This window comes from Blautia sp. HCP3S3_B11 (assembly GCF_052064435.1).
Classification (GTDB): domain Bacteria; phylum Bacillota; class Clostridia; order Lachnospirales; family Lachnospiraceae; genus Blautia_A.
The window spans coordinates 213,830-227,683 of record NZ_JBQHVP010000001.1; the positions used below are offsets into that span (position 1 = coordinate 213,830).

The 13,854-nt window shown below is 41.1% G+C and carries 13 protein-coding genes; 2 read left to right on the forward strand and 11 right to left on the reverse strand.

Annotated elements, in window-relative coordinates; all coding sequences use genetic code 11:
* Positions 1-62: 62 nt before the first annotated feature.
* Positions 63-716 carry a trimeric intracellular cation channel family protein gene (locus tag ACTNC0_RS00970; RefSeq protein WP_441085979.1) on the reverse strand — a complete coding sequence of 218 codons (654 nt, stop codon included), beginning with the start codon at positions 714-716 and terminating at the stop codon, positions 63-65.
* 130 nt (positions 717-846) lie between these two features.
* Positions 847-1,866, reverse strand: coding sequence for a LacI family DNA-binding transcriptional regulator (locus ACTNC0_RS00975; protein WP_441085981.1), 1,020 nt, complete (start codon positions 1,864-1,866; stop codon positions 847-849).
* Positions 1,867-2,230: 364 nt separating this feature from the next.
* Between ACTNC0_RS00975 and ACTNC0_RS00980 the strand changes: the two genes are divergently transcribed.
* Positions 2,231-4,666 (forward strand): GH36-type glycosyl hydrolase domain-containing protein, encoded by a 2,436-nt coding sequence (locus ACTNC0_RS00980; protein ID WP_441085983.1) that lies wholly within the window; start codon positions 2,231-2,233, stop codon positions 4,664-4,666.
* A 198-nt stretch (positions 4,667-4,864) separates the two neighbouring features.
* Here the strand turns inward: ACTNC0_RS00980 and ACTNC0_RS00985 are convergent, their stop codons facing one another.
* The 5 genes from ACTNC0_RS00985 to ACTNC0_RS01005 form a co-directional block, all read right to left on the reverse strand.
* Entirely contained in the window at positions 4,865-5,275 is a 411-nt protein-coding gene (locus ACTNC0_RS00985) for an ATP-binding protein (protein WP_441085985.1), read from the reverse strand.
* A gap of 150 nt (positions 5,276-5,425) precedes the next feature.
* Entirely contained in the window at positions 5,426-5,650 is a 225-nt protein-coding gene (locus tag ACTNC0_RS00990; protein WP_441086061.1) for an STAS domain-containing protein, read from the reverse strand.
* The gene (locus tag ACTNC0_RS00995) at positions 5,589-5,717 is read right to left on the reverse strand and encodes a hypothetical protein (RefSeq protein ID WP_441085987.1); all 129 of its coding nucleotides are present in this window, start codon (positions 5,715-5,717) and stop codon (positions 5,589-5,591) included. Before ACTNC0_RS00995 ends, ACTNC0_RS00990 begins: the two co-directional genes overlap by 62 nt.
* Positions 5,718-6,074: 357 nt before the next feature.
* Complete coding sequence (locus ACTNC0_RS01000) at positions 6,075-7,085, reverse strand: GGGtGRT protein (RefSeq protein ID WP_441085989.1); 1,011 nt, start codon at positions 7,083-7,085, stop codon at positions 6,075-6,077.
* A gap of 18 nt (positions 7,086-7,103) precedes the next feature.
* Complete coding sequence (locus ACTNC0_RS01005) at positions 7,104-7,796, reverse strand: iron-sulfur cluster assembly scaffold protein (protein ID WP_019161164.1); 693 nt, start codon at positions 7,794-7,796, stop codon at positions 7,104-7,106.
* Positions 7,797-8,316: 520 nt separating this feature from the next.
* Between ACTNC0_RS01005 and ACTNC0_RS01010 the strand changes: the two genes are divergently transcribed.
* Positions 8,317-9,057, forward strand: a complete 741-nt coding sequence (locus tag ACTNC0_RS01010; protein ID WP_441085990.1) for a TraX family protein — start codon at positions 8,317-8,319, stop codon at positions 9,055-9,057.
* 159 nt (positions 9,058-9,216) lie between these two features.
* Here ACTNC0_RS01010 and ACTNC0_RS01015 read toward each other — a convergent pair whose 3' ends face one another.
* The 4 genes from ACTNC0_RS01015 to ACTNC0_RS01030 all read right to left on the reverse strand — a co-directional run bounded on the left by ACTNC0_RS01015 (position 9,217) and on the right by ACTNC0_RS01030 (position 13,684).
* Positions 9,217-10,053, reverse strand: coding sequence for a transglutaminase domain-containing protein (locus tag ACTNC0_RS01015; RefSeq protein WP_441085991.1), 837 nt, complete (start codon positions 10,051-10,053; stop codon positions 9,217-9,219).
* A complete protein-coding gene (locus ACTNC0_RS01020; protein WP_441085992.1) occupies positions 10,050-10,718 on the reverse strand; it encodes a UDP-N-acetylglucosamine pyrophosphorylase in 669 nt (222 codons plus the stop codon). Before ACTNC0_RS01020 ends, ACTNC0_RS01015 begins: the two co-directional genes overlap by 4 nt.
* A 64-nt stretch (positions 10,719-10,782) precedes the next feature.
* Positions 10,783-12,927 carry a DNA topoisomerase gene (locus tag ACTNC0_RS01025; protein WP_441085993.1) on the reverse strand — a complete coding sequence of 715 codons (2,145 nt, stop codon included), beginning with the start codon at positions 12,925-12,927 and terminating at the stop codon, positions 10,783-10,785.
* Position 12,928: 1 nt separating this feature from the next.
* The gene (locus tag ACTNC0_RS01030) at positions 12,929-13,684 is read right to left on the reverse strand and encodes a formate/nitrite transporter family protein (RefSeq protein ID WP_441085994.1); all 756 of its coding nucleotides are present in this window, start codon (positions 13,682-13,684) and stop codon (positions 12,929-12,931) included.
* Between the last annotated feature and the right edge of the window lie 170 nt (positions 13,685-13,854).

Sequence of the window (13,854 nt, forward strand, 5' to 3'; positions counted from 1 at the left end):
ATCCAAATAAGACAAGAAAAGCCCGGGAAATTGATACAAAATCATTTCCTGGGTTTTTCCTGTTATTCCCGCGGTGACAATCTCGGCAGATTCCAACGATAATGAGCTGCAAGATAACGGATCAACACTACTACCACAGATGACACTACCATAGCCTCTACATTTCCCACAAAACGATTCATGTACACGCATACGATCGCACCGATAATAGAAGCGCAGGCATAAATATGCTTTACAAAAATATAAGGCGGCACACTTGCCATCATATCACGCAGCAGACCACCGCCAACTCCTGTGATCGTTCCAAGAAACACAAGCAGAAACGCATTATCCATATAACCCTGGCGGATTCCTGCATTAACACCCACTACCGTAAAAATACCAAGTCCCACAGAATCCAGCACCAGCATAAACTTGTCGTATGTCTCACGCCTGTGTCCTTCCAGAAGTTCTCTCTTAAAATAAAAAATAAAGAAAACAATGCATGAGGCAAGCACAGATACAAGTGCATATACCGGATTTGTAAATACAGCCGGTGGAATAACCCCCAGCACCACGTCTCTGATCATGCCGCCTCCCACCGCAGTTGCTACTCCAAGAACGCTGACGCCAAAAATATCCATATTACGCTCTACTCCTACCATTGCTCCGGAAGCCGCAAACGCGATCGTACCTGCCATTTCCATAATAAATGTCATGATTGACTGATAATCCATATCTAATTTAACTCCTGATTATTTTTCTTTAACATAATATCAGAGCCAAAAGACATTTTTTCTCTTCTTCTGACTCTGATATCCAGAATAACATATATTACTGTTCGCTGGCAATATCCCGCACAATATTTTACTTATCCGGCAACAACTGTTTTACGGATGCTCCTTTAAATAAAGTACCATCTACTGTGAATCGGTCAATCAATGTCGTCTTCGGATTCTCAATCAGATCGATCAGTTTCTCCGCTGCGATTCTGCCAATCGCAACCGTATTCTGACAAAGCGTAGTCAGCTTAGGTTCCAGAATCTTCGCGATCGTGATTCCATCATACCCTGCAATAGAAATATCCTCCGGAATGCGAAGTCTTCTCTCCCTGATCTCATTGATTCCACCTATCGCAGCATAATCATCTGGATAAAGAATGCAGGTCGGCGGCAACGGAAGATCTAACAGCTCCCCTGTCACCATTGCAGCGGTATCCGCATCTCTGTAAGGACATTCCTTAATATAATCATCCGGTATCTCTACTCCCAGTCTCTGCAAGGTTCTGTAAAAGCCAGAAAGTCTCATACGGGTTACAGAAGTATTATCCCCATGAATATAAGCAATGCGTCTGTGTCCCTGCTCATAAACATACGAAACAAGCTCTTCCATTCCCTGCGTATTATTGGAAACAACTGCAATATTTCCATCAAACACATGGTCGATCGTTACCACCGGAATTTCCGAACGAATCAGCTCCTGCACCTCATCTGCATAGAAATCCACACACGCGATCACAACTCCATCTACCCCTCTGTAACGGCAATGTTCGTAATAGCTTAGTTTCTGTCCGGAAATTTTTCCGCTCGTAAAGGTAATATCGTACCCTTTCTCCTCTGCGGTCCTTTTGAAGCTTTCCAGCACATGATTAAAATAATCATGAGTAAGTCCACTGGCCGCTTCATCAACAAACATGACTCCGATATTATAACTTCTCTTCGTCTTTAACGTTCTCGCAGAGGAATTAGGAAGATAGCCCATTTCCGAAACAGTTCGTAAAATCAGCTTCCTCGTCTCCTCACTGATATCGGAATAGCCGTTCAATGCTTTGCTGACACTGGCCACAGAGACATTACACTTTTTCGCAATTTCTTTCATCGAAACCATAGGTATGCCTCCTAAAATTTTCGTAATCGTTTTCGTACTTTCATTGTATAACTACTCGCACAAATTTTCAAGCTTGCAATTCATTTTTTTGTGCATATTTTATATTTTTTGTATGATTGCACAATTTTAACACCCATTATTTTTCCATTATCACAAATCCAATTCATCATTTTAACGAAAATCCCCTCTTATTTTTCTGTAAAACAATTGATTTTATCACTGTCTTCCGCTATACTAGAGACAAATAGCAGTAATGCCACGATAATCGTCTGTTTTCATTCTAAACTTATTCGTTTTCGTGTTTAAATTTTCTGTATATTTAAAACAACTGACGCAAAATCATAATAAAACAGGAGGACTTCTTATGAAATTCGGTTATTTCGATGACAACGCCAAAGAATATGTCATCACTACCCCAGATACTCCGCTTCCATGGATCAACTATCTGGGATCTCAGGACTTTTTCTCCCTGATTTCTAACACTTGTGGCGGATACAGTTTCTACAAAGATGCCAAACTTCTTCGCATCACCCGTTACCGCTACAACAATATTCCGGTAGATTCCAACGGAAAATATTACTATATCCATGATGGAGAAGAAATCTGGAACCCAGGTTCCATGCCTTCCAAGACACCACTGGATTCTTATGAATGCCATCACGGAATCGGCTACAGCCGTTTTCTGTCTTCCAAAAATGGGTTAAAAGCTGACCTTCTTGCTTTTGTTCCTGTAAACACAACCTGTGAGATTAATAAACTTACTCTCACAAACACAACTGATGCTCCGAAAACTTTTTCTCTCTTCTCTTATGTAGAGTTCTGCCTCTGGAATGCCGTAGATGACAGTACAAACTTCCAGAGAAATTTAAGTATCGGTGAAGTTGAAATCGAAGGCAGCACTATTTACCATAAAACCGAATATCGCGAACGCCGCAGACATTACAGTTTCTTTAGCGTAAACAGCCCGGTGGATGGTTTTGATACAAGCAGAGATGCTTTCCTTGGTATGAACAACGGAAATGCTTTTCCTATTACTGTAAAAGAGAATAAAGCAAGAAATTCTGTTGCAAGCGGATGGTATCCAATCGCAAGCCACCAGATTAATATAACACTTTCCGCAGGAGAATCCAAGGACTTTATTTTTGTTCTGGGATACAGCGAAAATCCACAGAATCAGAAATTTATCGCTCCAAACGTAATTCGCAAGGACGGCGCTCATAAGATTCTCAGACAGTTCCAGACAACCGAACAGGTTGATGCTTCATTTGCCGAGCTGAATGCTTACTGGGACAAACTTCTCTCCCGTTATCATGTAGAGAGTAACGATGAGCATGTAAATCGTATGGCAAATATCTGGAATCAGTACCAATGTATGGTTACCTTTAATATGTCTCGTTCCGCTTCCTATTATGAATCCGGTACAGGCCGCGGAATGGGATTCCGTGATTCCTGTCAGGATCTCCTTGGTTTCGTACATCTGATTCCAGAACGTGCAAGAGAACGTATCCTCGATATTGCTGCCACTCAGTTTGAAGATGGAAGTGCTTATCATCAGTATCAGCCACTTACCAAGAAGGGTAACCTGGATATCGGAAGCGGTTTCAATGATGACCCGTTATGGCTGATTGCAGCAGTTTCCGCTTACCTGAAAGAAACCGGAGACTTCTCTATCTTAAATGAAATGGTTGACTTTGATAATCAGAAAGAAAAGGCAGCTCCTCTGTATGAGCATCTGCGTTGTTCTTTCGAATATACAGCAACTCACCTCGGACCGCACAAACTTCCACTGATCGGACGTGCAGACTGGAATGACTGTCTGAACCTGAACTGTTTCTCCACAGAACCAGGAGAATCCTTCCAGACAACCGGCCCATCTGAAGGACCTGTTGCAGAATCCGTATTTATCGCAGGTATGTTCGTAAAATATGGAAAAGAATTCGCAGAAATCAGCCGTCATATGGGCGACACCGCGGCTGCCGAAAGAGCAGAAAAAGAAGTAGATCAGATGTATCAGGCAGTACTTGATGCTGGATGGGATGGAGAATGGTTTCTCCGTGCATACGATGCCGAATCTCAGAAAGTCGGTTCCAAAGAATGTAAAGAGGGACAGATTTTCATCGAGCCACAGGGTTTCTGCGTTATGGCTGGAATCGGGGTCAAAGAGGGCCTTGCCGAAAAAGCTCTGGATTCTGTCAAAGAGCGTCTTGATACGAAATATGGTATTATGATCCTGCAGCCGGCTTATACCCAGTATTATCTGAATCTTGGAGAAATTTCCTCCTACCCGCCGGGATATAAAGAAAATGCAGGTATCTTCTGCCACAACAATCCGTGGGTTTCTATCGCAGAAACCGTAATCGGACGCGGTAACAGAGCGTTTGAGATTTACAAGAAGACTTGTCCGTCCTATATCGAGGGCATAAGTGAGATTCATTGCACAGAGCCGTACATATATTCACAAATGGTTGCAGGTGCTGACGCGGTCTTCCATGGTCAGGCAAAGAACAGCTGGCTGACCGGTACAGCAGCATGGACTTTCTGGAATCTGTCTCAGGCAATCCTGGGTGTACAGCCATCCTATGATGGACTCTGCATCAATCCATGTATTCCGGAAGGCTTCGGTGATTTCAAACTTACCAGAACTTTCAGAGATGCTGTTTATTATATCGACGTTAAAAATCCTGATAATGTTCAGAAGGGTGTTAAGAAAGTCGTTGTAGACGGAAAAGAACATGAAGGATGCCTGATTCCATTTGAAGAAGGCAAGAAAGAATATCATGTAACTGTATACATGGGATAATAGAAACTATCTGTCGTAAACTTGTACAGCACTACATATCTTTTGCAAACAAAAGATATGTACAATCTGCTTTTACTATTTGGTACAATTTATAAAAGTAAAACCAGCTAATGACAATATTTCGTCTGGCGTATTTTGCAATTCGATGAAATATTATCAGATAGCTGGTTTTTAACTTGCTATAAGTTCAGAAAAATTTTATCTGCTACTTAAACTTTTTCTCATTCTCAGGATATTCTGTCCATCCATATATTCATAGGAAACTTCATCCATTATTTTCTTAACCATATAAATTCCAAGACCGCCAATTTCTCTCTCTTCCAGATTCAGGGTTATATCCGGATCTTTGTTCTCTAACGGATTATAGGGAATTCCCTGATCAATAAAAACCAGAACGATCATTTCTTTCTCTATCCCAGCCTGTACCGAAGCTTTTCCACCATCAGCGCCATAAGCATAATATGAAATATTTCCAAATATTTCATCAATGACAACATCTATCTGCATCTGAATCTTCATAGGGCAGCAATTTTCTTCTAAAATATCATTTACAAAATTTGTTACAACATCAATGTTCTCTACTTTTGCTTCAACTGTAATATCCTTCAAATCCCTTCTCCTTCCTACAAGTTGTTTTCTGGAGTATGTTTAAAAAATCATTCCGAAATACAGCTGGTTCTTTTTGCCTCTAATAATAACCAGTGCACCAACAAGTTCCAAAAAAGGGTTCTGTTCTCATCACAAAACCCTTTTTATAAATTACTCGATTGTTAATATATCATTGAATCCTGTAATTTCAAATATTTCCTCTATAACCTCGCTGACATGGGTCAATTTGAAATCTCCTTTTTTATTCATATATTTCTGTACTTTCAGGAGTACACGCAAGCCTGCTGATGAAATATACTCCAGATCCGTCAGATCAAATACAAGCTCCTGTGTATCTTTCAGTTTCTTTTCCCAGTTCCGGCGCCGTCGTTGTATCTAATCTGCCTGATAATAATACAGTATCTTTTGTTCCTTCACTTTTCTTTTCGATTTTAAGACTCATTTTATTCTCCCTTCAAATTATAAAACTTTCTATTGAATTTCCTTCAAATTATATTGCCTATATTATACATGATTTTTCTGAGATTTGAAGAAGTAATTTTTTTGTATTTCTAAACAAAGCAATGTACGTTTGAAGACCTGAAAAATGAAATTTAAAAAATAAAGAAATGGCTTCCTGCGGCAGAGCTTATCTGCCGTTTTTTGTATCTAAAAGTGTTAGCTACGCAAATTTTTTTGTGCTTTTTGAGACTGTTCCGTTCTAAAATCGTACCTTTTATCTCTACATAACAAAAGTGCCGCAAACCCTTGAGTTTACGGCACTTTCAACGCGCTTACACTTTATTTTCTTTTATATGAATTAGAACTTGCCAGTTTTAGCAGCTTCTTCAATAGAAACAGCTACTGCAACAGTCATACCAACCATCGGGTTGTTACCTGCTCCGATGAGACCCATCATCTCTACATGAGCCGGTACGGAAGAAGAACCAGCGAACTGTGCATCAGAGTGCATACGTCCTAATGTATCTGTCATACCATAGGAAGCCGGGCCTGCTGCCATGTTGTCTGGATGAAGTGTACGTCCTGTACCACCGCCGGAAGCAACAGAGAAGTATTTCTTTCCTGCTTCAAGACGTTCTTTCTTGTATGTACCTGCAACCGGATGCTGGAAACGTGTCGGGTTTGTGGAGTTACCTGTGATAGAAACGTCAACGTCTTCTTTCCACATGATAGCAACACCTTCCGGAACGCTGTTTGCGCCGTAGCAGTTAACTTTTGCACGAAGACCTTCAGAATAGGATTTTCTGAATACTTCTTTAACTTCGTTCTTGTATGGATCGTATTCTGTCTCTACATATGTAAAGCCGTTGATACGGGAGATGATCTGAGCAGCATCTTTTCCAAGACCGTTCAGGATAACACGTAATGGTTTCTGACGAACTTTGTTTGCTTTCTCAGCGATACCGATAGCACCTTCAGCTGCTGCGAAAGACTCATGTCCAGCCAGGAAGCAGAAGCACTCTGTCTCTTCTTCAAGAAGCATTTTGCCAAGGTTACCATGTCCAAGACCTACTTTACGTGTATCAGCAACGGATCCAGGAATACAGAAAGCCTGAAGTCCTTCACCGATAGCTGCTGCTGCGTCTGCTGCTTTCTTGCATCCTTTTTTGATTGCGATAGCAGCACCTACTGTATATGCCCAGCAAGCGTTCTCGAAACAGATCGGCTGAATGCCTTTGATCTGATCGTATACATTAAGACCTGCGTCTTTTGTGATTTTCTCAGCTTCTTCAATAGAAGCAATGCCATAGCTGTTTAAAACAGAATTGATCTTGTCAATTCGTCTCTCATATGATTCAAATAAAGCCATTTCCTGTTACCTCCTAAATTATTCTTTTCTTGGGTCGATAATTTTAACAGCGTCTGCAACACGGCCATACTGACCTTTTGCTTTTTCCCATGCAGTGTTCGGGTCATCGCCTTTTTTGATGAAATCAGTCATTTTTCCAAGGCTTACAAACTGATATCCGATGATCTCATCATCTGCATCAAGAGCAATACCTGTTACATAACCTTCTGCCATTTCAAGGTAACGAGGTCCTTTTTTCAGAGTTCCATACATTGTACCAACCTGAGAGCGAAGTCCTTTACCAAGGTCCTCAAGTCCAGCGCCTACAGGAAGTCCGTCTTCTGAGAATGCAGACTGTGTACGTCCGTAAACGATCTGAAGGAAGAGTTCTCTCATAGCTGTATTAATCGCATCACAAACTAAGTCAGTGTTCAGTGCCTCCATTACAGTCAGGCCCGGAAGAATCTCGGAAGCCATAGCTGCTGAATGAGTCATACCTGAACATCCGATAGTCTCAACCAGTGCTTCCTGGATGATACCTTCTTTAACATTTAATGTAAGCTTGCAGGCACCCTGCTGTGGTGCACACCAGCCAACACCGTGTGTGAGACCGGAAATGTCTTTGACTTCTTTTGCCTGTACCCATTTAGCTTCTTCTGGGATTGGAGCGGCGCCATGATGAACGCCCTGTGCAACTGGGCACATTTCTTCTACTTCGCGTGAATAAATCATTGTAAAACTCCTTTCAAGTATAGATTAACTTCATGTTGTTATACCCGCCACTATGCGGAACTGCTGAATGAACCACATAATGCAGATCTCTGCCGTCTGCTGAATGACTGCAGATGAGTATGCCTAACAACCTAGTGTTATTTTCTCACAAAAGTGGGGATTCGTCCAGTCATAATTTGTAAAATTTTTAACTATCTTTGATTTTTTTGTCTCTGGCAGATACTTTTTGTGGCGATTTTTTAGCAATTTAGACAAATTGCATAATATATAGGTCATCGGCTATGTTACTGTCTGCTACACCTGGCAACACGCTATGCGATATAGAAAATATGAGCTTTATTTGTGCAGGGCCAAGGAATATCGTTTGCTTCGCGATGCTGGGAACGGAGTGAACAGTAACTGCTAATCGTATAAATTCACACTGTATGTCTCGGGATTTTGCGTAATGTTTCCTTTTATGATAAAATAAAAGTCATAACATTCCAAATCATAAATTATATAGTAAGAAAGGTTTTTTATTATGACAACACAATTGCCTGTTTCTTTTCTTCCGGAACGATTTCGGGTTCTGAGTGGAAGTGCTTTAAAATTAATCGCGATCATCCTGATGCTTATTGACCATACAGGAGTCATGATCCTGTATAACTATCCGCCGACAAATGTAATCCTTTTCAGTTTTGGTGGAGTGGATTACAGCTGGTATCGTATTTTCCGTGATATCGGAAGGGCGGCTTTTCCTATTTTCTGTTTTCTGTTAGTCGAAGGATTTCTGCACACCCATAACCGCAGAAAATACGGACGGAATCTCTTTTTATTCGCATGTATTTCTGAAATTCCATGGAATTTTATGTTTACAAATACCTGGCGATATGAGAAACAGAATGTCTTTTTTACCCTGTTTCTGGGATATCTGGCCTTCTGCGCCCTTGAATACTTCTGGGATAATCAGAAAATGCAGTTTGTATACATACTGGCATTACTCGCTGTCTCCGTTTTTCTTAAGGCAGATTACGGATGGAGAGGGTTTGTTTTCCTGCTTATCATGTACTGGTTTCGCAATGAAAAAACTGCCCAGGCTATCATCGGAAGTTGCTGGCTTTATTATGAATGGAAAGCCTGTTTCGCTTTTCTTTCCATTAATATGTATAATGGAGAGCGTGGATTTGTGAAAGGAAAATTTCTGAAATATGTCTTTTACTGGTTTTATCCGGTACATATCATAATTCTGGTGATTCTCAGACAGCTTCTGTTCTTCCGGTAAAATGCGTTTAAAAACGTCCTGAGCTTTTTTTTATTCTTCACAGAAAAAGGTGTTAAGAAACCTCTGTTGTTCATCCGTTTCTTAACACCTTTTTCTATTTCACTGTTTACACCCACTCCGTTTTCAGTAACACAAAAAGTTACTTGCCATAGCTCTACTTTATCTCCACGTAACCTTCCCATCGCTTATATTCAGCGCATAGATCTTGTCACACCTGAGTCGGTACGGATATTGTTTCCTTGTTACAAAAAATAGATTTGCATCAGGATGGCCATTCTGCATACTGCAATCCATCATTTTCCACTCTGTACCTTTGCGCACTTCACACCATCCATGAGGCGATAACGGATATGTGGGTCCCCACGCAGTTACACCTCCTGCCGCGACCCGACTGTCATACCCCAGAACTCTGGCAATATATGCCATAGTAACTCCATAATAATAACAGTCACCGCATTTGCTGGTGAACATAAATCTGGCATAAGACGGTAACTGTGATGCCTTAGGCGGGGTATCTCCTTTATTCAGATATGGGTATCTTCTCAGCGCATCAAAACACTGTCTTAGCTGTTCTCTCTGTCTGGATTTACGGCTCGAATTCGCCGTTACAAATCTTACTGCCATCCGCACTTCGTCAGAAGTTACTCTTACACCGGTTTTATCCACATAATAGTAACCTTTTGATACCGATCCGACAATCTTATTTTTTGCCATCCTGTAGTCTGGCTCAAAATAATAATATTTTTTATTCAATTTTTTCCAGCCTTTAATTCTTTTTCCATTTTCAGCATAATAGCTATAACCGTCTTTTTTATACTGTCCGGTGTATAATTTGCCTTTCTGATCATATACTTTTCCCTTTTTCAGAATAATTTCTTCCGTTGCTCCTGAACCAGAATCTGCAGCTGCATATGCGCTCAAAGGTGCAGCCACAGACACAAGCACTGACAATATCACGGTCAGAACTATTTTCAAATATTTACTTTTTGTCTTCACTGTTTCTCTACAATTTCATTTTTTGATTTATAGATATGGTTTGCAGATACACAGCCTCTTACAGAGGAAAGCGGATAAATATTGCAGCAGCGTCCGATTACCGTTCCAGGATTTAATACAGAACCGCATCCTACTTCTACATTATCTCCCAGCATAGCGCCAAATTTCTTAAGTCCTGTCTCGATCTTCTCTTCACCATCTTTTACGATAACTAACTTTTTATCTGATTTTACATTGGAACAGATGGAACCTGCTCCCATATGGGATTTGTAACCCAGAATTGCATCACCCACATAATTATAATGAGGAACCTGCACTTTGTTAAAAAGCACTGCATTCTTAAGCTCTGTGGAATTTCCTACTACTGCTCCCTCACCTACGATAACTTTTCCGCGGATAAATGCACAGTGGCGTACCTCTGCTTCTTTTCCGATAATGACCGGTCCGTTAATGCAGGCTGTCGGTGCTACTTTCGCGCTCTTTGCAATCCATACATCTTCTGACGGATGATTATATTCTTCTTCACTTAAAGTCTGTCCCAGTTTCAGGATAAAACCGCCAATCTCCGGCAACACTTCCCATGGATAGGTTTTTCCTTCAAATAAATCCTTTGCAATCGTTTCATTTAAATCCAGAAGATTCGCAATCGTGAAATCCTTTAACATCCTGTTTTCCTCTTTTCTTTAATTATTATTTTCATTTTTCTCTTATTTTGCCCGGATAAACATTTTATGATTTTTGATAAGTACGTGGCCGCCCTGCTCTGGCTGTTGTTTTTGTATTGGTTTTGTCATCTGGGATTTTATAATTAACAGCTGCCGCGTCAAAAAACTGTCGCAGGTAAGGTTGGAAATTACTGTCCTCCACCTGTTTCGTACGCACTCTTACAAAATGTTCCAGCTTATCCATATATTCCTGCTCTGTGATACTTCCCTCCGCCACATAATTGAGACCTTTTTCCCAGCTTGCTGTAAGTTCCGGGTTCAGAAGCTGTCTGATAGAACAATTTACCACATCAAAAATCATCTCACCCAGAAGTGTCGGTGTGATCATCTGCGTTTTCTTATTCAGTGCCAAATATTTGATATTGAACAGTTTCTTCAGAATCTCAGCTCTGGTTGCACTGGTGCCGATTCCGCAGCTCTTGATCTGAGCACGAAGTTCCTCATCCTCGATCAGCTGTCCGGCATTCTCCATGGCAAGAATCATAGAACCGGAATTGTAACGCTTCGGCGGTGATGTCTCACCCTCTTTGATACTCAGGTCATCTACCGAGAGTATATCATCTTTCTTCAGGTTCTGCAATGCAGCCAGTAGTCTGGTGTCGCACGCCATATCCTCTGAAGAATTATCTGAGCCATTTTTTTCATTATCTGAATCCGCATCACTTCCGGCATTTCCAGCTGCGCTGGCTTGGTTTGCTCCATTTACTGCGTCTGCTGCCTTTCGTTTCGCAAAAGAATTTGAGGCAATCTTTAAATAACCTTCATCCAGCAGTACTTTAAATGAAGAAAAGAAGCTCTCTCCCTGTATCTTTGTCACAAGACTGACCTTCTGATATACTGCCGGCGGATAGAAAATGCAAAGAAATCTCCTTACGATTGTCTCATATACGCGCTGTGCGGTAAGAGAAACGCTTTTCAACGCATTTAGTCCCTGACCTGTCGGCACGATAGCATAATGGTCTGTAATCTGATTGTCATTGACATATCGGGTCTTTGCCAGATTTTTATAATTTCCCTGCTCAATAATGTGCTGCGCGATTTCTGTTGTGTGTTCATAATTGCGCAATCCTGAAATATTTTTATAAATCTCTTTAGCCGCAGCTGTAGACAATACACGCGCATCCGTTCTCGGATAGGTGACCAGTTTCTTCTCATACAGTTCCTGTACGATTTTCAATGTTTCATCCGGACTGATTTTAAACAGCTTTGAGCATACATTCTGAAGCTCTGCCAGATTAAATAAAAGCGGGGGATTTTTATTTTCTTTCTTTCTTTCAACCTTGTCCACCACACATTGCAACGGCTGGTTGACAGACAACTCCTGTATCAGCTTCTCTGCGTATGCTTTCTCTTTAAATCCGTTTTCTTTATACAGATAAGGAGTCTGGAAATACCGGCTGCCCTCAACAGCCCTCCACTCCCCTTCAAAGTTTTCTCCCTCAAGCACAATGCTGCTGAGTACCCGGTAAAACGGCGTTTTTACAAATACCCGAATCTCCCGTTCTCTTCGCACTACCATTCCAAGCACACAGGTCATCACACGCCCAACGGAAATGGCCTGATATTTCGTATTTAAATAATTTGACACACTGTTTCCATATCGCAGTGTCAGCACGCGGGAAAAATTTATTCCCATCAGATAGTCTTCTTTCGCCCGAAGATAGGCTGAAGCGGAAAGATTGTCATAAGCAGACAGATCTTTTGCCTCTCTGATTCCTCGCATGATTTCTTCTTCTGTCTGAGAGTCGATCCAGACTCTCTTTTCTTTCTTTCCATGGACACCTGCCATCTGTGCGACCAGACGATAGATATATTCTCCTTCACGTCCGGAGTCGGTACACACGTAAATAGTATCCACATCTTCCCTGTTTAACAGTCCTTTTACAATCTCAAACTGTTTCTGTACCCCAGGGATTATTTCATATTTAAATTCGCGCGGCAAAAAAGGCAGGGTATCTAAACTCCACCTTTTGTATTTGATATCATATTTTTCCGGGTAGCTCATGGTGACCAAATGTCCAACACACCAGGTCACCACACTGTCTGAAGATTCCAGGTAGCCGTCCCGTCTTTGTCCGTTGATTTTCAAAGCTTTCGCGAATTCCTGTGCCACACTGGGCTTTTCAGCTATGTATAAAGCTTTTGACATATTATTTATCTGCACTCATCTTTCTAAGTGGCCATGCCAGTAATAAGGCACCACCCACCATATTTCCTAATGTTACAGCTACCATGCTCTTAATCATGGCTCCGATGGATAATCCAGGTACCAGACAGTATGCGGTAACAAAGATTCCCATATTTGCGATGCAGTGCTCAAATCCACTTACAACGAATCCTGAGATACACATGGTAATCATCAGAAATCTTCCTGCATCGCTTTTCAGTTTCATACCACAGAGTACACCAAGACAGACGAAGAAGTTGCAAAGCACTGCTCTGAAAAACATCTGTCCAAGCGGGATACTCAGCTTGTTTCCGATAAATCCCGCAAAATAATCTGCAGTTCCGGATGCTCCTGCCCATGCAAAAAGCACTGCCATAATAAAACATCCTACAAAGTTTCCGAGGTAGCTTACGCCCCATACCTTGCCAGCTTCTTTCCAGCTTACCTGTTTATCAAAGGCTCCGAATGCCATTACCATATTATTACCGGTAAAAAGTTCACCGCCTACGAAGCTGATCAGAAGTACTGCGATCGAGAATACCAAAGCTCCCAGAAATTTTCCCCATTCCGGCGTGGTCTTGGAGAAAACATTTCCAACTACATTACTGTAGATCATGGCCATATCAATAAAGAATCCCGCCATGACCGCGCGTACAAAGTACTTGAAGAAGTTGGTGTTTACCAGATTGCTCTTGGCCTTCGCCGCATTTGACACTTTTTGTACATCTTCATAATTCATAACTACACCTCCGCAAATGTATTTATTTTTATACATTATAGCATTTTCATATCTATTGTACAACCGAAATCGTCATACAATTTCAGAATTTTATGCACGGATTTGTAATTATCTGTAAAACTTACAAGTGCAATTTTACATCAAAAGCTGTATCTTTATCAATATATATA

Excerpts from the sequence above, each read along its gene's own strand:
- ACTNC0_RS00995 (WP_441085987.1), bottom strand. The coding sequence starts at position 5,717 with ATGAGTCTTAAAATCGAAAAGAAAAGTGAAGGAACAAAAGATACTGTA.
- ACTNC0_RS01020 (WP_441085992.1), bottom strand. The coding sequence starts at position 10,718 with ATGTTAAAGGATTTCACGATTGCGAATCTTCTGGATTTAAATGAAACG.
- ACTNC0_RS01025 (WP_441085993.1), bottom strand. The coding sequence starts at position 12,927 with ATGTCAAAAGCTTTATACATAGCTGAAAAGCCCAGTGTGGCACAGGAA.
- ACTNC0_RS01010 (WP_441085990.1), top strand. The coding sequence starts at position 8,317 with ATGACAACACAATTGCCTGTTTCTTTTCTTCCGGAACGATTTCGGGTT.
- ACTNC0_RS00975 (WP_441085981.1), bottom strand. The coding sequence starts at position 1,866 with ATGGTTTCGATGAAAGAAATTGCGAAAAAGTGTAATGTCTCTGTGGCC.
- ACTNC0_RS01005 (WP_019161164.1), bottom strand. The coding sequence starts at position 7,796 with ATGATTTATTCACGCGAAGTAGAAGAAATGTGCCCAGTTGCACAGGGC.
- ACTNC0_RS00970 (WP_441085979.1), bottom strand. The coding sequence starts at position 716 with ATGGATTATCAGTCAATCATGACATTTATTATGGAAATGGCAGGTACG.
- ACTNC0_RS00980 (WP_441085983.1), top strand. The coding sequence starts at position 2,231 with ATGAAATTCGGTTATTTCGATGACAACGCCAAAGAATATGTCATCACT.
- ACTNC0_RS01030 (WP_441085994.1), bottom strand. The coding sequence starts at position 13,684 with ATGAATTATGAAGATGTACAAAAAGTGTCAAATGCGGCGAAGGCCAAG.
- ACTNC0_RS01000 (WP_441085989.1), bottom strand. The coding sequence starts at position 7,085 with ATGGCTTTATTTGAATCATATGAGAGACGAATTGACAAGATCAATTCT.